Annotated in this window: 17 protein-coding genes and 1 pseudogene; 1 reads left to right on the top strand and 17 read right to left on the bottom strand. The window is 64.7% G+C overall.

The features are described 5' to 3' along the window. Window positions 1-102 precede the first annotated feature (102 nt). Window positions 103-1,446, top strand: coding sequence for a phosphate regulon sensor histidine kinase PhoR (phoR, locus tag CLU85_RS14195; RefSeq protein WP_100410822.1), 1,344 nt, complete (start codon window positions 103-105; stop codon window positions 1,444-1,446). Here phoR and CLU85_RS14190 read toward each other — a convergent pair. The 17 genes and pseudogenes from CLU85_RS14190 to CLU85_RS14115 form a co-directional block, all read right to left on the bottom strand. Continuing rightward, complete coding sequence (locus CLU85_RS14190; RefSeq protein ID WP_100410821.1) at window positions 1,400-2,767, bottom strand: MATE family efflux transporter; 1,368 nt, start codon at window positions 2,765-2,767, stop codon at window positions 1,400-1,402. The two genes, phoR and CLU85_RS14190, sit on opposite strands and share 47 nt — an antisense overlap. Continuing rightward, window positions 2,767-4,467, bottom strand: coding sequence for a hypothetical protein (locus CLU85_RS14185; protein WP_100410820.1), 1,701 nt, complete (start codon window positions 4,465-4,467; stop codon window positions 2,767-2,769). The genes CLU85_RS14190 and CLU85_RS14185 overlap by 1 nt, the downstream gene beginning before the upstream one ends. A 109-nt stretch (window positions 4,468-4,576) precedes the next feature. After that, complete coding sequence (locus tag CLU85_RS14180; protein ID WP_100410819.1) at window positions 4,577-4,831, bottom strand: type B 50S ribosomal protein L31; 255 nt, start codon at window positions 4,829-4,831, stop codon at window positions 4,577-4,579. Window positions 4,832-4,933: 102 nt separating this feature from the next. Further along, on the bottom strand, window positions 4,934-6,286 hold the full coding sequence (locus CLU85_RS14175) for an ArgE/DapE family deacylase (RefSeq protein WP_100410818.1): 1,353 nt from the start codon (window positions 6,284-6,286) through the stop codon (window positions 4,934-4,936). Between the two features lie 38 nt (window positions 6,287-6,324). Continuing rightward, entirely contained in the window at window positions 6,325-7,626 is a 1,302-nt protein-coding gene (locus CLU85_RS23140) for an aspartate aminotransferase family protein (protein ID WP_232727948.1), read from the bottom strand. Between the two features lie 342 nt (window positions 7,627-7,968). After that, window positions 7,969-8,739 (bottom strand): annotated as a pseudogene (locus CLU85_RS23425) (phosphotransferase); the annotation flags it as partial. Window position 8,740: 1 nt separating this feature from the next. Further along, window positions 8,741-9,769: a histone deacetylase family protein gene (locus CLU85_RS14165; protein ID WP_100410816.1), complete on the bottom strand. Its 1,029-nt coding sequence runs from the start codon at window positions 9,767-9,769 to the stop codon at window positions 8,741-8,743. Next, a complete protein-coding gene (locus tag CLU85_RS14160) occupies window positions 9,766-10,506 on the bottom strand; it encodes a GntR family transcriptional regulator (protein WP_100410815.1) in 741 nt (246 codons plus the stop codon). The genes CLU85_RS14165 and CLU85_RS14160 overlap by 4 nt, the downstream gene beginning before the upstream one ends. A gap of 45 nt (window positions 10,507-10,551) precedes the next feature. Beyond that, window positions 10,552-11,442: a DMT family transporter gene (locus tag CLU85_RS14155; RefSeq protein WP_100410814.1), complete on the bottom strand. Its 891-nt coding sequence runs from the start codon at window positions 11,440-11,442 to the stop codon at window positions 10,552-10,554. Next, complete coding sequence (locus CLU85_RS14150) at window positions 11,435-12,487, bottom strand: histone deacetylase family protein (RefSeq protein ID WP_100410813.1); 1,053 nt, start codon at window positions 12,485-12,487, stop codon at window positions 11,435-11,437. Before CLU85_RS14150 ends, CLU85_RS14155 begins: the two co-directional genes overlap by 8 nt. A 7-nt stretch (window positions 12,488-12,494) precedes the next feature. Beyond that, the gene (locus CLU85_RS14145; RefSeq protein WP_100410812.1) at window positions 12,495-13,868 is read right to left on the bottom strand and encodes an aspartate aminotransferase family protein; all 1,374 of its coding nucleotides are present in this window, start codon (window positions 13,866-13,868) and stop codon (window positions 12,495-12,497) included. A gap of 38 nt (window positions 13,869-13,906) precedes the next feature. Further along, a complete protein-coding gene (locus CLU85_RS14140) occupies window positions 13,907-14,860 on the bottom strand; it encodes a glyoxylate/hydroxypyruvate reductase A (RefSeq protein WP_100410811.1) in 954 nt (317 codons plus the stop codon). Continuing rightward, on the bottom strand, window positions 14,857-16,497 hold the full coding sequence (locus CLU85_RS14135) for an ABC transporter ATP-binding protein (protein WP_100412560.1): 1,641 nt from the start codon (window positions 16,495-16,497) through the stop codon (window positions 14,857-14,859). The genes CLU85_RS14140 and CLU85_RS14135 overlap by 4 nt, the downstream gene beginning before the upstream one ends. 38 nt (window positions 16,498-16,535) lie before the next feature. Further along, window positions 16,536-17,387 carry an ABC transporter permease gene (locus CLU85_RS14130; protein ID WP_100410810.1) on the bottom strand — a complete coding sequence of 284 codons (852 nt, stop codon included), beginning with the start codon at window positions 17,385-17,387 and terminating at the stop codon, window positions 16,536-16,538. Window positions 17,388-17,401: 14 nt separating this feature from the next. Then, on the bottom strand, window positions 17,402-18,376 hold the full coding sequence (locus tag CLU85_RS14125; RefSeq protein ID WP_100410809.1) for an ABC transporter permease: 975 nt from the start codon (window positions 18,374-18,376) through the stop codon (window positions 17,402-17,404). Between the two features lie 75 nt (window positions 18,377-18,451). Beyond that, window positions 18,452-20,014 carry an ABC transporter substrate-binding protein gene (locus CLU85_RS14120; RefSeq protein ID WP_100410808.1) on the bottom strand — a complete coding sequence of 521 codons (1,563 nt, stop codon included), beginning with the start codon at window positions 20,012-20,014 and terminating at the stop codon, window positions 18,452-18,454. Window positions 20,015-20,066: 52 nt separating this feature from the next. Beyond that, window positions 20,067-20,861: a class II aldolase/adducin family protein gene (locus CLU85_RS14115; RefSeq protein ID WP_100410807.1), complete on the bottom strand. Its 795-nt coding sequence runs from the start codon at window positions 20,859-20,861 to the stop codon at window positions 20,067-20,069. Window positions 20,862-20,976 lie beyond the last annotated feature (115 nt).

Below are 20,976 nucleotides of genomic sequence, written 5' to 3'. Positions count from 1 at the left end.
CGTCGGCGCAGACAGGCTAAGGCCTTGGTCGTGGGTTGAATGTTGCAATCAACGGGCGTGTGTGCCGCGCCCCCGGTTTTCTGAGAAAGCTTCGCTATCCGCATGCTGTGGCGTATTTCGTATTTCCTGCTGTGGCAGTTGGCGGGTGGTGGTGTAGGTTGGTGGTACAGCGGCTCCTGGGGCGCTGCACTCGGCGCTGCTGTGGCTGCTTGGGTGTGGTTCGTCTGGGACCTGTTGCGTGGCGCGCGCGTGTTGCGCTGGCTGCGCACGGGCGAGCTGGCCGACACGCCCGACATGCGGGGTATCTGGGGCGAGACCGCAGACCGTGCGCGGCGATTGCTGCGCAAGCAGGAAGCCTTGGTCCGCGACAGTCAGGACCGGCTGCAAGAGATCCTGGCCGCACTGCAGGCGTCGCCCAACGGGGTGGTGCTGCTGGATATCCAGGGCCGTATTGAGTGGTGCAATCAGATGGCGGCAAACCAGTTCGGCTTTGACGCCCAGCGCGACGTGATGCAGTCCATCGGCAACCTGCTGCGCAACCCTGAATTCACGGCGTACTTTGCCACCAAGGATTTCTCCAGCGACGTGGTGCTGGAGGGGCGCTTGAGCACGCCCTCGCGGCCGGTGCGGATCTCGGTGCACCTGCATCCGTATGGTGATGGGCGCACCTTGCTGCTCTCGCGCGATGTCACGGCGCTGGAACAGGCCGACGCCATGCGGCGTGACTTTGTGGCCAATGTCTCGCACGAGATTCGCACGCCGCTCACGGTGCTGACCGGCTTTGTCGAGACCCTGCAGACCTTGCCCCTGAGTGCCGACGAACGCTCCCGTTATCTGGGCATGATGGCGCAGCAGGCGCTGCGCATGCAGAGTGTGGTGCAGGACCTGCTCACGCTGTCGCGCCTGGAGGGCAGCCCGCTGCCAGGCATGGCCGACTGGACGCCCGTCCAATCGCTGATGCAGCGCTGCGAGGAAGAGAGTCGTGCCCTGTCGACGCTGCTCACGCAGTCCCAGCAGCGCTCGCACGACATTGGTTTTCCCTCCGCAGACGCACTGCGCTCAGAGGGCGAGATTGCGGGCGTGCCGGCGGAGCTGCAGAGCGCGCTGTCCAATCTGGTCAACAACGCCGTGCGCTACACGCCTGCAGGCGGCGCGATTGCTGTGGAGTGGGCGCGCCAAGAGGATGGCCGCGCCGTGTTTTCGGTGCGCGATACGGGCCCGGGTATCGCCCCCGAGCACATTCCGCGTCTGACGGAACGTTTTTACCGCGTGGACCGCAGCCGGTCGCGCGAAACCGGCGGCACGGGCCTGGGGTTGGCCATCGTCAAGCATGTGCTGCAGCGCCATGGCGCCACCTTGGACATATCCAGCACCTTGGGTAAGGGCTCCGTGTTTTCGGTCACCTTCCCTGCGAACCGGCTGCGCGGCTACTCTCTGCCGGGTTGATGGCCTGCCAAAGCATTGCAACAAACAGCGCGGCGGTGACCACCAGGGCGGCGGCACTGGCGGCCCAGAATGGGGTGGGCGAAGGAACTCCGGCCCAAGGACCGTTGCCCGTGTAGGCCAGCCAGTAGCCGCCGCCCAGGCCAGCGCCCCACAACAACGTGCAGTAAACCGCCAGCGGAGCCAGGGTGATGCGGTAGCAGCGCAGCACGAACACGCACAGGGTCTGCAGCGCATCGGCTGCGTGGTACATCGCCACCCACACCAGCACGCCCCCTGTCATCGCCACCACACTGCTGTTGGTTGAATAGACGCTGCCAAGATGGTCTTTTGCTATAAATAAAATAGCTGCCAGCGCAATACCCATAAGCGCTGAAAGCCTAAAACCTATAAAAACTACCTTGCGGGCCTGTTTGGGGTTGCCTGCGCCCAACCAGTAGCTGACCCGAGCACTGGTTGCAATGGCCAGTGACAGTGGCACCATGTAGAGCACGGCGGCCAGGTTGGCCGCAATCTGATGGGTTGCGGAAGCGGTGGTGCCCTGCCGAGCGATGAACAGCGCCATCAGCGTGAACGATGTCACTTCGACCATCACGGCCAAGCCCGCAGGAATGCCTAGCCGGGCAAAACCTGCGATGGTGGGCCAGTGTGGCGGCTCCATGCGTCGCCACAGGCCCAGGGGCTCGTAGAGGTCCTGGGTGCGCAACAGCCAGAGGGCGACGGCCAGCATGCTGCAGTTGACGACCAATGTGGCCCACGCGCAGCCCACCACGCCCTGCGCGGGCAGACCGCCACCGCCAAACGTGAACCACACCGACAGCGGCAGCTTGATGAACAGCGACCCCACCTGCAGCCACGTGACGAGCAGCGGTTTGCCCAGGGCCTGGTTCAGGGTGCTGTAGATCCGGAACAACAGCGCCGGGGGCAACGCCAGTGCCAGCACCGCCAGGTAGTTTTCCACATCGGCTCGCAGGGCGGCTGGAACCTCCGTCCAGCGCAGGATGGGAGCCGGTGACAACAAGATCGCCATGCCGACCAAAGACGCTGCGCCACACAGGTACAGGGCCTGCCGCAGTGACCGGCCAAGGCCCTCAGTCTCGCGTGCACCGCGCTGCTCGGCCCACACGGGTAACAGTGCCTGCAGAACGCCGATCAGTGCCACATACACGCTGATGAAAATGGCTGAACCAACGGACAGCGCCGCAAGCGACGACTCGCCGTAGCGGCCGGCGACGATGGTGTCCGTCACACCAAACGCCATCACGGCCAGTTGCCCGGCCAGTACCGTGAGGGCATGCCGGGTGATGGTGGTCCGCTCCGACATCAGCGCGCCAGGCCCATGCGTCGGAATAACAGCAGATGATCGTTTTTGTCGGTGGGGCGAGGAATCGTGGCCTTTGGCTCCCAGAGCGCGGCGTTGACCATCCGCTCGGACGCGGGCCACGAGGCAATGTCCGCCAGCAGCCACTGGCATTCATCCTGAAGGCCAGCGCGTTCCAGCGAGAGTTGGCCGTGGTACTGAAGGGCGGCCACCTGGGCGCGATTGAGCCCCACGGTTTGAACGCACCCGGGCTCAGGGCCGAGGGCCGCTACAACACTGCGCACCTGTGGGCCATAGCTGCGCGCGTAGTCCAGCAGAGGTAGCCACAGCGTCATGAGCAATACCCAACCCAATGCGGCGCCCCCAGCGGGCAACACCAGGCTTTTCCAGATGGGTGCGCGGTCGCGGGATGCGCGCCACCAGACCAGGCTGCACCAGCCCACGGTCGCTGCAAGAGCCACCACTAGCGTGAGTGCTGAGAACTGCGGCACAAAACCGGGTGCGAGCTTGGCAACGTTTGCCGCCGGCTTGGCGGGTACACCCGTCAGCATGGCAATCCAGATCACCCAGATGGCCAAGGCAGCCGTGGTGAAAAAGAGCAGAGTGAACCAGTCGATCAATGCGCCGACGCTGCGGCGCAGTGTAGGCAGTGCAAATGCCGCCAGCGATGCCAGGGCGGGAAGGCCCAGCAGCAAGGCACGGTCTGCGGGCTGGGTGGTGATGGTGGCGCCAATGGACACGGCAGAGAACCACAGCGGCAGCAGCAAATGCCGGTGGCCCTGGCGGCTCACGATCTGCTTGCGCCAGCGCCACAGGGTCCACAACGCCATCGGCCATGCGGGCCAGCCAAACCACAGCAGCAAGCGCGCAAGGCTTTGCCACTCCTTGCCGCCAGCATCGGTGCTCACAATCCGCCAGCGCCACAGATCCAGAGACCAGGCTATCAACGCTGCCACCAGCGTAACGGCTGTCAAAGCCAGTGCCCAAGGCCATTTACGGTCGGTGCTGCTTCCAGGTGCATAGACCACCAGCACCATGCTGCCCAGGCCCATCATTGCAGCCAGCGCAGGGGCGCCAGCCAGTGTCAGCCCGACCATGCCTGCCACCAGTGCCATGGCCGGTGCCACCGTGCGGTGTGGCATGGCTGCCACCGCAAAAAAGAGCAAGGCCGTACAGCTGAACTGCACGAGATAGCTGGTGACCTCGTGCGACAGCTGGGCAAGCCCCAGGCAGGCGATCAATGCCAGCAGTGCGCCATCGGCAATGGCGCGGGCGTAGTCAAGGGGCGGGGCTTCACCGCCAAACGCAAAGGCCACGGGCTGGGCGCCAGGGCTGCGCGCCAGGTAATAGACTCCATACCAGGTGGCGATGAGCGCAATGGCGAGCAGCCCGGCGAAGGGAATGCGCGCAGCCATTTCGGCAGACAGCCATGGCGGCGCTATCTGCATGGCCCAGGCTCCGATCCAATAGGGCAGCAAGCCTTCGGTTTCGGGCGGCATGCCGCCGAGCAGAGGGTTTAGCCATGGAGTGCGCCCCTGCGCCAACTCCAGCATGTAGCCAAAGGCGGTGATGTCGGCGCTTTTCCAGGGCGCACGACCCACAAAGCCGGGTACCACATAGGCGATGCACAGTAGCAGCAACGCCCAGCGCGGAAGGGGCGTTACGGCATTCTGGGTAACGATGGCGGGGGTTGGGGGAGTCACGCGTCAGTGGGCAGCAAGGCGAAGTAGCCACCGAGAATAAGGGCAAAAACAAATAAAAAAGGCAGCCCGGTTGCCCGAGCTGCCTTTTTGGCGGGAACGCAAGGGCGAATTACTTCGCTGCGGTCTTGCCGAAACGGTTGCGGAAGCGCTCCACGCGACCACCCATGTTGTCCACCGACTTTTGTGTGCCGGTGTAGAAGGGGTGCGATTCAGAGGACGTGTCCAGCTTGAACAGCGGGTATTCCTTGCCTTCGAAGGTTTCCATTTCCTTCGTGTTTGCGCACGAACGGGTCACAAACTTGAAGCCGTTGGACAGGTCCGAGAACAGAACTTCGCGGTAGTTGGGGTGAATGCCTTCTTTCATGATCAATCCTTGTCAAGTGCGGGAGCCGTGCTGAACCCGGTGCAACCTTTGCGCCGTGGAACATTCAGCGTACTTTCCGCAGAAAAAGCCCTCAATTATCTGCTATTTCTGGTCACGGTTCAATAGCGGGGATTTTTCCTCGGCATCCTCCACCCCGCACCAGTCGATGATGAACTGGGCAAACGTTCGGGTGACACGGCGCAAGCTGGCGAGGGACACGGATTCATCAATGCCGTGGATGTTCCGCGCCACGGGACCGTAGTTCGTGACCGGAATGTCGGTCAGGAGGCTGAAATGGCGTCCGTCCGTGGTGGCGGTGCAGGCCAGGTGCTCGGGGTCACGCCCGTGGACGCTGCGGTGGGCCATGGCCAGGGTTTGCATGGCAGGGCTGTCCAGTGGATAGATGCAGCCTGGCGAGCGATGCCCCCGGGTGCTGATCTCCAGTTGCAGTGCCGGGTTGAGCGCTTGGGCTTTGGCGCGCAGCCGTCGGCTGACCTGCTCCACCACGGTATCCGGGTCCGCGTCTGGGTAGTACCCCAGGCGCAGACCGAGGGTACAGGTGCAGGGCACGGATGAGTTCCATTCGCCGCCCTCGATGCGGCCCAGGTTGAAGTTGACCGGGTGCTCTACGTTCTGGAAGGCCGGGTGGCGGTTTTCGGGCCGGTTCCATTCGGCTTCCAGCTGCTTCAAGTCGTCGACCAGGGCCATACCGGCCTCGATGGGGTTGAGCCCCTGGCCTTTGTAGGCCACATGTGCGGGGCGCCCGGTGATGGTCACGAACAGCCAGCTCACCCCCACTTGTGCCGCCATCATGGTTTCTGCAAAGGGCTCGGGGATGATGACGGTATCAAAGTCGCTCAAGCGCGCCTTGGCCATGCTGTTGCGCAGGGCGTGCACGGTGGCCAGGGTGCCGTTGCCTGTGTTTTCTTCGTCGAGCACGGCGTTGATGCCCACCACGCCAGCGGGCTGTAGCCCCAGGCGGCGAAGGGCCTGCAAGGCCATGAGGGCGCAGACGATGCCGCCTTTCATGTCGCCGGCGCCGCGTCCGTACAGCCAATCACCCTCCACGCGGGTTTGGAAGGGGGGCGTGGTCCACAGTGCCTCAGGGCCGGTGGGCACCACATCCAGGTGACCGTTAAAGAGCACCGAGCGTCCGCGTGTGCCATCGGGGCGTTGCCGGGGCAGGTGGCGTGCAAGCAGGTTGTGGCGCCCGCCGTCGGGGTCGCAAGGGCACGAAAACAGAGGCGAGCTGGCGATCAGGTGGCTGTCGAGCACTATGCGCTCGCAATCGAGGCCCATGCTCTGTAACCGCTTCTCCAGAAAATCGGCGGCTGCCTGCTCTGCCCCTGAAAGGCTGGCCGTCGCAACGAAGTCGCCCAGTAGGTCGATCATGTCGTCATGGAGATCGTCCACCGCCTGCTGCAGGATGGCGGGGCTGGGGGCGGTCTGTGGCATCGAGTTCCCTGGAGTGTTTGCAAAGTTCTTCGGCGGAGTCACGCGGGGTGGTGCAAGGCTGGGTTGCTCAGTACCCGGTCGAGCGTGTCGACGAGCAGGTCGGCATGCTCACGCTGGAACACCAGTGGCGGGCGGATCTTGAGGGTGTCTGCCGCCGGGCCGGTGGCGCTGAGCAATACGCCGTGTTGGCGCAATGCATTCACCACGCGAGTGGCAAGTGTGGCGGGCGGCGGGCCTGCCGCATCGGGCTGGACCAGGGCAACGCCTATGAACAGGCCTGCCCCCCGGACTTCACCGACCTGCGGGTGACGCTGGCGCAATGCGCTCAGCCGCTCGCGCAGGTGAGAGCCTGCGGCCAGGGCGTTGGCCTGCAGGCCTTCGCGCTCGATCACGTCGAGCACCGCGCTCGCCGCTGCCATCGACACCGGGTTGCCACCAAAGGTGTTGAAGTACCGGCAGGTGGCGGCAAAGGCGGCCAGCACTTCAGGTTGAACCGCGATGCCGGCCACTGGGTGGCCGTTGCCCATGGGCTTGCCTAACGTAACGATGTCGGGTACCAGTCTGTGGCGCTCAAAGCCCCAGAACGCCTCGCCGGTGCGGCCAAAGCCTGGCTGGACCTCATCGGCGATGAATAGTCCCCCTGCGTCACGCACGGCCTGTACGGCCTCTTGCAGAAAGCCAGCGGGGTGGGTGTACACACCGTCACTGGAAAACACGGTGTCCACGAGCAGTGCAGCCGGGCGTATACCTGCAGCGGCCATCTCGGCGATGGCTGCGCGCACCCCTTGCGCAAAGTGGCGCCCCACCTCGACCGTATCGTGCCCTGCGGCTTGCGGTGCCGGCACGGTGCGCACGGTATTGCCCAGGCGCATCAGTGCACCTAGCGAGGGCGAGGCCTCAGCCAATGCCGCCGTGACGCCGTGATAGGCATAGCGCGTAATGATCAGTCCCTGGGCCCCTGTATGGGCGCGCGCGATGCGCAGGGCCAGGTCGTTGGCCTCGCTGCCGCTGCAGGTGAACATGGCGTGTCCCAGCGCCGTGGGCATATGGGCAAGCAGCCGTTCGGCATAGTCGACGATGCCTGCGTGCAGGTAACGCGTGTGGGTATTGAGTGTGCTGGCTTGGCGTGCAATGGCTTCGACCACATGCGGGTGGGAATGGCCTACGCTGGCCACGTTGTTATAGGCGTCCAGGTAGCGCTTTCCTTGGGCGTCATGGAGCCACACGCCTTCGCCGCGCACCAGGTGCAAAGGCTCTTCGTAGAACAGGCGGTAGGCCGGGCCGAGCAGGTGCGCGCGGCGCGCCAACAAGGCGGTCGTGTCGGTGGTCGTGGGAAGCACGGGCGGGGTTTCCTCGCGTTGGGGTGACAGTCCGCAGGCTTGGTGCAGAGCGGCCACCACGGCCGTGTCTGTCCAGCCCGCCACGCTGCTCAATCGGGCCCATGAGATGGCGTTGTTGCGCAGCAGGTAGTCGGCGTTGTGGGGCTGGCGTGCAGCGCGCCAGCCGCTGATGGCCACCACCATGGCCAGGCGCGCGCGCACCAGGGCCGGTAGCACGGTCAGTTCCGCACTGCTCAAAGGCGCCACTGAGTGGTATGCGGCGACGAAGCTGCACAGCGCGGGCAGTGCATCGCCCGCTTCGCTGAGCTGGTAGGAGGCCGCTACCGCGAGGTCGTTGATCCGCGGTGCCAGCACCATGTCGCCCAGGTCCAGGATGCCAGCCATTCGCTCAGGCTCTGCGGGGTCAACCAGCAGGTTATAGAGGTTGAAGTCGTTGTGGATGGGCTGGCGCGGCAGGGCCTGCAAGCGGGGCAGCGTTTCGCTCTCGAAATCTGCCAGCGCGGACAGGGCTAGCGCGCGACGTGCGGGGTCGGCCACCGTCTGAAGCAGGCCGCGCGCCCGATGGGCCTGCTGAATGTCCCAAGGCAAGTCCTCGTCACCCGCGGGGTGCTGCAGGCCGGCCATCGCGCTGTCCAGGGCCGCCAGGCTGCGAGCCACGTTCAGGCGCTGAGCTTCCGAGCGCGGCGCCTGTGGCATCGGCAGGCCTTCGAGGTAGCTGAAAACACGCATCACGCGCGGGGCGATAGTGTGCGGTAGGTGCACGGTCAGCGAAGGCTGGCCGCTCAGCGTGGGCACCAGTCGCTGGACGGGCAAGGCGGGTGCGTGGCGTGCCAGGTGCAGCAGGGCCTGGGTCTGGAAGTCGGCCACCAATGGAGTTTCCAGTGGGTGCGAGATCTTCAGCATGCAGTGCTGGCCATTGGCTGTTTTCAGCAGAAAGTTGGCATCGCGCTCGCCTGTGAGTGGGCTCAGATCGCCGTGCAAGCCATAGTGTTCAGCCAGCAGCGCGGCGGCATCTTCCAGCTGCACGGGGGCCGGGTCGGCGCCGAGCAGGGCTGCGCCGGGCAGGTCGCGCGCAAGGGCATCTGGGTCGTTGAAGGTGGGCAACGCGCTCATTTCAGCAGCCCACTTCAAAGCCGCGCAGCGCGCTGGCCAGGTTGGGGCCCAGGTCATCGCTGAGGTAGCCGCCTTCTTGTACCAGCACCGTAGGCAGTCCCATTCGGGCGATCTCGGTGGTGATGCGGGCAAAGCCTTCGGTGCTGACTGCCAGGGCTTTGTAGGGGTCGCGTTCGTGTGCGTCAAGCCCCAGGGCTACCACCAGTGCGCCGGGCGCAAAGGCGCGCAGCGTGGTCAGCGCCTTGGCCAGGGCCTGCAGGTAGCTGTCGGTGTCTGTGCCTTTGGCCAGAGGGATGTTGACGTTGTAGCCCAGTCCTTCGGCTTCTCCACGCTCATGCGCATGACCGGTGAAGAAGGGGGTGCAGAAGTGTGGATCGGCGTGTAGCGAGATGGTCAGCACATCGGGGCGGCGCCAGAACACGCCCTGTGTGCCATTGCCGTGGTGCACGTCAATGTCGAGCACGGCGACGCGCGCATGGCGCTGGCGCAGGTGTTGGGCAGCGATGGCCGCGTTGTTGAGGTAGCAAAAGCCGTTGGCACGGTCTGGGTAGGCATGGTGGCCGGGTGGGCGGCACAGCGCATACACGGCCCGCTCGCCAGCCAGCACCAACTCGGCGGCATGGGTGGCCACATGCGCCGAATGCACGGCGGCATGCCAGGTGTGGCGTCCGATGCTGCAGGCGTTGTCTCCCATGTGGTAGCCGGCCTGCCCCACCAGGTGGTCAGGGTAGGTGGCAGGTTGGCCGGGGAAGGGGTAGACGTTGGGCATCACCTCGTCGGAGGCATCGGGCAGTTGTTGCCAGCGCTCCCAAGCGGTTTCCAAGAAGTGGAGGTATTGCGGCGTATGGATCGCGGCACGTGGGCCAGGGCCGTGGTCTTCGGGGCAGACTACCGCGTGGCCCGCAGATTGGGCTGCGGCCAGCAGCAGGGCCGCGCGCTCGGGCTGTTCGTTGCTGCGTTGGAGGCGCCCACGCACCATGAACTGTTGCGGGTCGTGCTGCTGGTGCTGGTCGGAGTAGACGATCTTCATGGTGGAGCCGGTTGGGGTGGCGAGGTGGTGGGGTTCTGTGCAGAAAGGAACAGGGCTTGCACATGCTCCTGGCCTTCGATCAGGTGGTGGTGCAACGCCGCCTGGGCCGCATCGGCATCGCGGCGCAGGATGGCTTCCATCACAGGCTGGTGCGATTCGGCGATCAGGAGCGGGTCGCGGTAGCTGCCTTCGGTAAAGGCCAGGATCATGCGAATTTCGGTTTGCATGTTGCTGAACAGTCGGTGCAGGTAGTCATTGCCCGACAGCTCGCTGATGGTGAGATGAATGCCCAGGTCCAGTGCTACGCGTTCAGCCTGACCAAGCCTCGACGCCTGTGTCACCATGTTTTCCACGCGGGCTTGCAGTTGGGCCAGTTGTTCGTCGCTGGCTGCCTGGCAGGCCAGGCGTGTCGCCATCATCTCCAGGCCAATGCGCACTTCAAACAGGTCGTTGATCTGCTTGAGAGAGAGCGCGCGCACGGCAAAACCATGGCGAGGTCGTGAGATCAGCAGCCCCTGACTTTCCAGCCGGCGCGCGGCCTCACGCACGGGTGCGCGGCTGATTCCCATCTGCCGCGCAAGCTCCGCTTCGACGATGCGGGCACCTGGGGCGAGTCGGCCTTCGACGATGGCCTGTTGCAACTGGCTCTCCACCATGGCCACCAGATCGGGCCGTTCGATGGATGCGAAGCCGGGTGCAGCCGCGGGCTGTGGGGTAAGGGGTGTGGCTTGGGTCATGGTGTCTCTGGGTGTCTTTGGCGCATGAAAGGGCGCGGCGGGCCGCTACTTTAAGCGCCTGGGCCAAGCCAGGTAGAGCCCCGCAGCACCGATCACGCCCATGCCCGCCAGCGCCAGCCCATCCGGTGGGCGCTGGAACCAGAAGGTGCTGATCAGAACGGCCAGCAGCAACTGCAGGTAGTTCATGGGGGCCAGCACTGAGGCTGAGACGCGCTGGAAGGCCGCCAGCAGCAGCAGCTGGGCGGCGCCACTGACCAAGCCACCTGCCAGGAGCACCGCGATTTCGTCCCAGCCGGGCCAGTGCTCCACCGGCACGACCAGTGCCGGCAGGTTGGTGACCACCAGGCATACGGCGGCCATGTAGGCATATTGCACGGGCCCCGGCACCAGGCCCGAAAGGCGCCGAGTGAGCACCTGGAACAGTGCGTAGCACACGGCCGATAGCGCCATCAGCAGTGTGCCCGCCAGTGGCAGGCTGCCGCCGGGGCGCACGATGAGCAGCATGCCGGCAAAGCCCAGCAGCACAGCCACCCACTGCACTCGGCCTACTGTTTCGCCCAGAAGCCACGGTGACAGGGCCACCATGATCAACGGCGCGGTGAAGTAGATGGCGGTGGCTTCGGCCAACGGCATGCTGGCCAGCGCAGTCATGAAGCTGGTGGCTACGATGGCCAGCATCAGGCTGCGCATCAGCAGCAGCTTGCGGTGCGGTTGGCGCCACACCTTCCACACGCTCCAGTCGCCGTGGCGCATGAGCCCAATCAGCGCGAGGCTGCACACGGCCGCGTAGCGCGTGAGGTTCATCAGCGTGGCTGGGTATTGGGCCAGCATGTGTTTGGCAAAGGCGTCGTAGATGGCAAAGGCCAGCAGGGCGCCCAGGAACATCAGCATGCCCTGGCGCTGTAGCTGGCGACTGGCGGCGGTGGTGTCAGCCATGCAGGCCTTCCAGGAAGGCCGCAAGGCCTGGTCCGATGGCTTCGACCAGGTAGCCGCCTTCCTGCACCACCACCACGGGCAGCCCCAGCGTGCGCAATAGCTGGCCTGTGGCGCGGTAGGCGTCGAAATCCAGGCGCAGCACGCTGATGGGGTCGTCCTTGTAGGTGTCGAAACCCAGGGCCAGCACCAATGCCTCGGTGCGGAAGTCTGTGATCGCTCGGTGAGCAGCCGCCAGGGCCTGAAGGAATTCGGCGTTGCCGCTGCCGTGGACCAATGGCAGGTTCAGGTTACAGCCCAGGCCTGCGCCAGCACCACGCTCGTGCGCATAGCCTGTGTAGAACGGAAAGTATTGCGCGGGGTCGGCGTGGGTGGACACCGTCAGTACATTGGGGTTGCTATAGAAGATGTTTTGCGTGCCGTCGCCGTGGTGGGCATCTACATCAAGCACCGCAATGCGGCCGAAAGCCTGTTGCAGCCGCGCTGCTGCGCAGGCGTTGTTGTTCACGAAGCAAAAACCGCTGGCGCGGTCGCGGTGTGCATGGTGGCCCGAGGGACGGCACAGCGCATACGCAGCACGGGCTCCGCCAATGACGGCGTCGGCCGCGGCCACGGCACTGTGCGCCGAGCGCAGGATGGAGCGCCAGCTGTGCGGCCCCAGCGGGCACGAGAGGTCGCCCAGGTAATAGCCCGTCTGTGCGGGGAGCGCGGGCGAAGGGCAGGGCGGGCGCTCCAGACCCAGGGACACGCCGGCGTAGGGGGCGAGGTTAGGCAATACCTCGATGCCGGGCTCCACACCCGGGCGGCGCAGGTTTTGCCAGCGCTCGTAGGCGGTCTCCAGGTAGTCCAGGTAGTGTGGCGCGTGCACCGCCTCCAGGGCTGTGCGGGCGATTTCAGGTGGGCTGTGCACGGGTACCCCGGCTGCGTGCAAGGTGGCCTGCAGGCTTTCGGCGCGGCTGGGCAGGTCGGTGGCCGGCATGAGCCGGCCCAGACGCATGAACTGCTGCGGTGTGTGCTGCAATTGGTCAGGGCAGAAGAAGGCCTGCATGTTTAGTTCAACCCAGCGTGGCTTCGAAGCGGTCGAAGGCGCGCTCCAGGCGGGCGAATAGTTCGCCGAGCTCTGTGTCGGTGATGATCAGCGGAGGGCACAGCGCCACCGTGTCGCCCATGGCGCGCACGATGAGGCCTTCCTCCTGCGCCAGCTGGGCCAGGCGGGGGCCAGCCTTGATGTCGGGAGCAAAGGGTGTGCGGTTGGCCTTGTTTGCGACCAGCTCCAGGGCTCCAATCAGGCCCACACCACGGGCTTCGCCCACGCTGGCGCGCTCGCCAAAGGCGCGCAGCCTTGCCTGGAAGCCGGGAGCCAGGGCTTGCACATGTTCTAGGATGTGGTCATCCTCATAGACCCGCAGGGTTTCTAACGCAATCGCACAGGCTACCGGATGGCCTGAGTAGGTGTAGCCATGGCCGAAGGTGCCGATCTTGCCGCTGTTGGCGGCGATGGCTGCATGGACCGTCGGGGACACCATCACCGCCGAGATAGGCACGTAGCCCGACGACAGCGCCTTGGCACAGGTCAGGATGTCGGGCTGCATGCCGAAGGTGGTGGAGCCGAACATGGCGCCGGTACGGCCAAAGCCACAGATCACTTCGTCGGCCACCAGCAGCACCTGGTACTTGCGCAGTACGGCCTGGATCTTTTCGAAGTAGGTGGCGGGCGGCACGATCACGCCACCAGCACCCATCACGGGTTCCGCGAAGAAGGCGGCCACGGTGTCGGGGCCTTCGGCCAGGATGCGTTGCTCCAGCGCAACGGCCAGACGGGTGGCAAAGGCCTCCTCGCTTTCGCCGGGCAGACCATAGCGGTAGTGGTGTGGGCAATCGACATGTGAGATGCGGTCTATGGGCAGGTCGAAGTCGCGGTGGTTGGTGGGCAGCCCGCTCAGGCTGGCGGCTGCCACCGTCACGCCGTGATAGGCCTTTTGGCGCGCCAGGATCTTCTTTTTGCCCGGTTTGCCAATGGCGTTGTGGTAGTACCAGACCATTTTCACGGCCGAGTCATTGGCTTCTGAGCCAGAGTTGGCAAAGAACACGCGGCCCATGGGCACGGGGGCCAGCGCCAGCAGTTTTTCTGCCAGCTGAGCTACGGCCGGGTTCGAGCGGTGGTTGAAGGTGTGGTAGTAAGGCAGCGTCTGCAGCGCTTTGATGCCTGCAGCCACCAGGCGTGGGTGGCTGAAGCCCAGCGAACTGCACCACAGGCCCGACATGCCTTCGATATAGCGTCGGCCGTGTTCGTCGATGACCTGGATGCCGTCACCGCGCGTGATGACCAGCGGGCCTACGTCGGCATGCACGGCCAGGTTGGTGAACGGGTGAAGGTGGGCTGAAATGTCTTGCTGGGCCAGAAGGGTGTGGGGCGTAGGGGCGTTCATGGGCGGAGGTCCTTGGGCTATGTCTTGGGTGTGAAACGTCAGTAGCCACGCGCCAGGTCGACAGCGACCTCGGTGGCATGCCCGGCACGGATACGGGCCAGGTTGTGGGCCGTCTGCTGTGCAATCGTTGCCGGGTTGGTGCGCGTGGCGATGTGTGGCGTGATGAGGATGCGTGGGTCGCTCCAGAAGAGGTGGCCCGCTGGCAGGGGCTCGTGCGCGAAGGCATCCAGCGTGGCTGCGCCCAACTGGCCCTCCTTCAGGGCTTGCAGCAGGTCTGCCTCTACCAAGTGTGCACCCCGGCCCACGTTGATGAGGTGGGCTCCGAGTGGCAACTGCCGCATCAGTGCCAGATCCAGGAAGCCGCGCGTGGCCTCGGTCAGTGGTAACAGGCAGATGAGGGTGTCGCACCCGGCCAGAAAATTGGCACGGCCAGCGTCGCCATGGAAGGCCTCCAGGCCCTCGGGCAGGTCTGCCTTGTGCGAGCGGCTCCATCCGCGCACGGCATAGCCCATGGTCAGAAGTGCATGCGCGCAGGCCAGACCCAGTGTGCCCAGTCCGGCGATGCCTACGCGGTGCTGGCCGGGCGGCTGTATGGGTTGCTCTTCCCATCGCCGTACGGCTGCGCTCGCCAGGTAGCGGTCCATGTGGCGCTGGCGGTGGATGACGGCCCAGCATACGAAGGCCGTCATGCCGTGGGCCATGTCAGTGTCGACGATGCGGCACACAGGCACGGGTGGCAGGGTGGTGTCTGCGCTGATGTGGTCAATGCCTGCGCCCACCGACTGCACCAGCTGCAGGTGGGGCAGGCGTGCCAGCAACCCCTCTGGCGGGTACCAGCACACCACGGCGTCGATCTCGTCCAATGCCCCAAGCTGCTCTCCCAGGCGCAGCTCGGCGGTAGGAAACTGCGCACGAAACGCAGGCAGCAGATAGTCCATCGGGATCTGGCTGCTCAGGAAAGCCAGGGTCAGGCGGTCGGGGTTTCGGCTCATGGGGCGTCTTCTGGCTGGGCTGCCAGCCGGGGGATGGCGTCGATCAGGGTGCGGGTGTAGGGGTGCTGCGGGCGTGCCAACACCTCGGCTGTGGGGCCGTACTCCACCACCTGACCCCGCTGCATGACGGCGATGTGGTCGCACATCTCACCCGCCACGCGCAGGTCGTGGGTGATGAAGACCATGGCCAGCTGAAAGCGCTCGCGCACCTCGGCAAAGAGCTTGAGCACCTGGGCCTGCACCGATACATCAAGGGCCGACACCGGCTCGTCGGCCACCAGCAACTCCGGTTCCATGGCCAGTGCGCGGGCAATGCCGATGCGCTGGCGTTGTCCGCCCGAGAACTCGTGCGGAAAGCGGTCAGCGGCCTCGGGCCCCAGGCCCACCAGTTGCAGCAGTTCCAGTGCGCGCGCCATGGCTTGCGCCTTGGGAACGCCCTGGGCAATGGGGCCTGCAGCGAGGGTGGGACCAATACGGTGGCGCGGGTTGAGTGAGGCGTATGGGTCTTGAAAGACCATCTGGATCTTGCCCTTGGCCTGCTGGCGCAGCGCAGCACCTGACATGAGGTTACGCCCCCGGAACAGGATGCGGCCTGATTCGAACGGCGCCAGGCCCACGATGCAACGGCCCACGGTGGATTTTCCCGAGCCCGACTCGCCCACCAGACCCAGCGTCTGGCCCCGGCGCAGCTCAAAGCTCACATGGTCCGCCGCTACCACTTCGCGTCCGCGCTTGAACAGGCTGCCGCCGCTCACATAGGTCTTGCACAGGTCCTGCACCTGCAGCACATGCACGGGGTCGGGCTCGGCCTGCGCCACACGGGGTGCTCCATTTGGAATGGCTGCGATCAGTTTGCGGGTGTAGGGGTGCTGTGGGCGGCGCAGCACCTCTTGTGCGGGGCCTGCTTCCACCACCTGCCCTGTTTGCATCACAACCACGTGGTCGGCGATTTCAGAGACCACGCCAAAGTCGTGTGTGATGAACAGCATGGCCATGCCACGGCGCCGCTGCAGGTCGCGCATGAGCTTGAGAATCTGGGCCTGCGTGGTCACATCCAGTGCTGTGGTGGGTTCGTCGGCGATCAGCAGGCTTGGCTCCAGCAGCATGGCGCAGGCGATCATCACCCGTTGGCGCTGACCACCCGAGAGGCGAAACGGGTAGCTGTCGATCAGGCGCTCAGGCTCGGGCAGGCCCACGTCGGCCAGCGCTGCCAGGATGCGCTGGCGTTTTTCGGCCGCGCCCAGTCGCATGTGGGCGTCGAACACTTCTTCCAATTGCTCGCCAATGCGCATCACGGGGTTCAGGGCCGTCATGGGCTCCTGAAACACCATGCCCATGCGCTGGCCACGCAGGCGGCGCAATTGGGATTCGTTCAGCTGTAGCAGGTCGGTTCCGTCAAAAAGAATCTGCCCTGCCACGGGTTCGACCAGGGGGCGTGGCAGCAGGCCCATGATGGCGTTGGCGATCATGGACTTGCCTGAGCCGGACTCCCCCACTACGCACAGCGTTTGGCCGGGTAGCAGAGTGAAGCTGGCACCCTGCACCGCCAGAAGGCGGTCGCCCCCTGCGGGCAGTCGGATATCGAGGCCGCGCACGTCGAGTACGGGTTCTGCGGTCTGGGCAAGTACCTGGGACATGGATTCTGTGTCGTCGAAAGGTTTGAGTACGGCGTTCATCAGGTTCTCCCGTCCAGACGGGCGTTCAGGCCATCGTTCAGCCCTTCGCCCACCAGATTCAGGGCCAGTACCGTAAGCAAAATAGCCACACCGGGAAATACGGCCATCCACCAGGCTTGGCGCAGCACAGTGCGCGCGGCGCCCACCATGTAGCCCCAGCTCATCTGGTTGGGGTCACCCAGTCCCAGGAAGCTCAGGCTCGATTCGAGCAGGATGGCTGTCGCCACCATCAGCGAGGCCATCACCACGATGGGCGAGGCTGCGTTGGGCAGGATCTGCGTGAGGATGATGCGGGGCGTGCTCTGGCCTGCCAATTGCGCTGCTGCCACGAAGTCGCGTTGGCGCAGGGTGAGGAATTCGCCGCGCACCAGCCGCGCCACGGGCGGCCAGGAAACCAGTGAGATGGCCACCACGATGGACTTCACCGATGGCTCGAAGATCGCCACCAGTACGATGGCCAGCGCAAAGCTGGGGATGGCCTGAAACAGCTCGGTGAAGCGCATCAGCGTGGCATCGACCCAGCGTCCGAAGTAGCCCGCCAAAGCACCGATGGTCACCCCGATGAGCAGCGAGACCACGGTGGAGACCACGCCGATCAGCAGCGAGATGCGTGCGCCCATGACGATGCCCGAGAGGATGTCGCGGCCCATGGTATCGGTGCCCAGTGCGAAACCGGCGGTCTGCCCGGGTTGCAGGAACGGCTGCTCTACCATGTCCCAGGGGTCGTGCGATGCCAGAAGGGGGCCAAAGGCCACTAGCAGTGCCACAAGCAGCAGCACGACCAGACCGAATACGGCGCCGCGGTTGCGCCGGTAGCGGCGCCAGAATGAATTCTTGGAGGGGAGGCTCATGGTGTGTGTCCTTGTCAGCCGAGTTCGATGCGGGGATCAACCAGGGTGTAGACCAGGTCGGTGAGCAGGTTGAACAGCACCGCTACGGCGGCTGTCACGAGGAAGCAGCCGAGCAGCAGGTTGTAGTCGCGCTGCAGCAGGGCATCGAACATCAGGCGGCCAATGCCGGGCCAGGCGAAAACGGTTTCGGTCAGTACAGCGCCGCCGATCATTCCACCGGCCTGGATGCCGGCCAACGTGACCACTGGCAGCAGCGCGTTGCGCAGGATGTGTGAGCGCTGAATGCGGCCTGGGCGCACACCTTTGGCGCGCGCAGTCTTCACGAATTCCATCTGTGCTACTTCGAGCATGGAGGCGCGCGTCATGCGCGCATACACCGCCATATAAAAAAGCGCGAGCGTGAGTGAGGGCATGACCAGGTGCTGAGCGATGTCCCAGGCGCGTGCCAGGCCCGTGGCGTCACTGCCCACGGTGAAGAAGCCAAAGCCTGGCAGCCAGTCGAGCTGAACGGTGAACACCAGCACCGCCATCATTGCCAGCCAGTACAGCGGCATGGCATAGAACACCAGTGCCACCACGGTGATCGCACTGTCCAGCCAACTGCCCACCCGCTTGCTGGCCATTGCCCCCAGCACCACGCCAAACAGCAGCGACAGGGCAAAGGCGCTGCCCGTGAGCAACAGGGTGGCAGGCAGCCGCTCTGCAATGAGCTTGAGCACGGGCTGCTGTTGCCGGTACGAGTAGCCAAGATCCAGCGTAGCCACCCGGCCCAGGTAGGTGCCCAGCTGGGTAGACAGAGGTTTGTCCAACCCGAACTCGCGCCGCAACTGAGCCACGTATTGGGCGTCCGATGCGCCCGCCTCGCCAGCCATCACGGACACCGGGTCGCCAGGGGCGGCTCGGATGAGCAAGAAGTTCACGGTGGCGATCAACATCAGGGCCAGCAGGCCCTGGGCGACGCGGGTGAGCATGTATTGAAGACGTTTCATCGGCGTGGGGCGAGAGCATTGAAGGGCTGCCGGGGCGCAAACAGGCGCGACCCCGGCAGATGGACACCGTGGCGTTCAGCCGATCGAGGCGCGGCCCAGGCTGTCGTTCAGGCCAATGCCCGAACTGATAGGGTTCTTTACCTTGCTGCGGTAAAGCGTGGGGAAGTTGATCTCGTGCAGCCAGGCCACAGGCACTTCTTCGAGCAACAGCTTTTGCACCTCCAGGTACGCTTTGGCGCGCGACTCGGGGTCGGTGGCCCGGGCGCCCGCGGCAAAGAGCGCATCCACCCGGCTGTTGCTGTAGCCCTCTACATTGTTGAAGGGCGAGCCCTTGGCAATATTGGTGCTGGTGTAGTTGCGTGCCACGCCCAGTGCCGGATCGCCATACTGGTAGACGTAGGTGAAAGCGATGTCGTAATCCCACTCATTCAGGCGCTGGTTCCAGCCCGCCACGTCGGTGCCGGTGAGTTCGACCTTGATGCCAGCCTGGGTCAGGTTCTGGCGCACGATTTCGGCCTGACGCTGCCAGGATTCGCCATACGGCAGGGGTAGCAAGCGCAGGGTTTCGCCCTTGTAGCCCGATTCGGCCACCAGCTTCTTCGCCTTGTCCAGGTCGCGTGGGTACTTGGCTACGTCGGCACTGTAGTACTTGATGTGGCTGTTGAATGGGCCCGTGGCTGGCTTTGCAAAGCCCTGCCAGGCAATTTTTGCCATGGCCTCGCGGTCGATGGCGTGCATCACCGCCTGGCGGAATTTGACGTTGCTCATGGGCGCCTTGCGGTTGTTCAGCCACAGCCAGGAGTGCGGCGAAAAGAACTCCCAGCCCTTGGTGGTGACCTGCACACCGGGCAGCTTGGACAGGCGTGCCACGTCGAAGAACTCTACGGCACCGCCAGGGACGATATCGACCTTGCCGGATTCAAAGGCCGCTGCGCGCGAGGCGGCATCGGGAATCACATGGAAATACAGGCTCTCAACTTCGGGCAGGTTGGGCATGTGGTAGGCCTCATTGGCCACCAGCTGGATGTACGAGCCTTTGATCCATTCCTTGAACTTGAATGGGCCTGTGCCCATGGGGGCGGCATTGGCCGGGTTGGTGGCGAAGTCTGTGCCCTCGTACACATGCTTGGGAACCATGGGCATGGTGCCGGTTTCGAACAAGCCGAGGAAGGGGCCGAAGGGTGATTTGAGCTTGAACTCCACGGTGAGCGGATCAAGGGCACGCACCGTGTCCAGCGATTCCAGGTTGCCGCGCAGCCGCGCGTGGGTTTTGCGCAGGAAGCCGTCGACCGAGAACACCACGTCGGCCGAGGTGAAGGGCTTGCCGTCATGCCACTTCACGTTGGGCTTGAGCTTGAAGGTGTAGACCATGCCGTCAGGGCTCACAGTCCAACTGGTGGCCAGCAGTGGTTGCGGGTTGAGCTTCTCGTCGTAGCGCAACAGCCCTTCATAGATGTTGCCTGCGATGAGCTGCGTGGGACCGTTTTGCACCATGCCGAGCATCAGTCCTGGTGGCTCGGGCTGGACCAGGACGTTGATCACGCCTTTACGGGTCTGAGCGAGAGCACTCAGTGGAACGCCCGCAATGCTCAGACCGAGCCCTGAGGCCCCCAATTGAATCAGTTCGCGACGCTTCATGGCATGTTTCCTTGTGAGGAGGGTTGTCAAAAAAAGGGGAGGGGTTGGGGCGTCAGTCTCGGAAGCTGCTGGGCACCGGGCGTTCCAGGTGTCGCAGCAAGCCTTGCCATTCACGCCAGTGGGGGTCCGGTTGGCCGGGTACGCGGTTGGTATCACCGCTTTCGTATTGCTGCGCAGTGCGCTCGCGGACTTCTTCGGGCACCGGGTGGATCGGCTGGCCGCTGGCCAGGATGGCCAACTGCACTTTGCAGGCACGATCGAGGTTGAGCATGAGGATGAGTGCCTCTGCCACGCTGCGCCCCAGGGTGAGAAGGCCGTGGTTGCGCAGGATCATGGCGCGCGACGTGGGGCCAAGGTCGACCACTAGCCGCTCGCGTTCGTCCAGGTCCAGCGCGATGCCCTCGAAGGCGTGGTAGACCACGCGCCCATGGAACTGCAGCGCCCACTGGTTGCAAGGTTGCAGCCCGCAGGCCAGCGATGACACGGCGACGCCTGCCACCGTGTGGGTGTGCACCACGCAGGCCGCATCGTGGCGCGCCGCATGCACGGCACTGTGGATGGTGAAGCCAGCCGGGTTCACGTCATAGGGTGACGGTTCCAGAATGCGGCCTTCGGTGTCGATCTTGACCAGCGAGCTGGCCGTGATGTCCTTGAACAGCAGTCCGAACGGGTTGATCAGGAACTGGTCGTGCCGGCCCGGCACGCGCGCCGAGATGTGGGTGTAAATGCTGTCGTCCAGCCCGAAGTGCGCGATCAGGCGGTAGGCAGCCGCTAGGTCTTCACGCACCTGCTGTTCGGTGGCGTCTGCCTGGAACGCTTCGGCGGTGGCGAGTTGGTTTGGTCTCATGCGCGGCTCCTTGGATATTTGTTGAGGCCGGGTGCCTCTACACCAAGCGGTGTTTCTTTTCTTTGATCTTCGACAGTCGTCTGTCGACAGATTGCAAGATAGCAGTTTCCGGGCC

It is taken from the genome of Acidovorax sp. 69 (assembly GCF_002797445.1).
Classification (GTDB): domain Bacteria; phylum Pseudomonadota; class Gammaproteobacteria; order Burkholderiales; family Burkholderiaceae_C; genus Acidovorax.
This window is presented reverse-complemented; position numbering and strand designations above follow the sequence as displayed.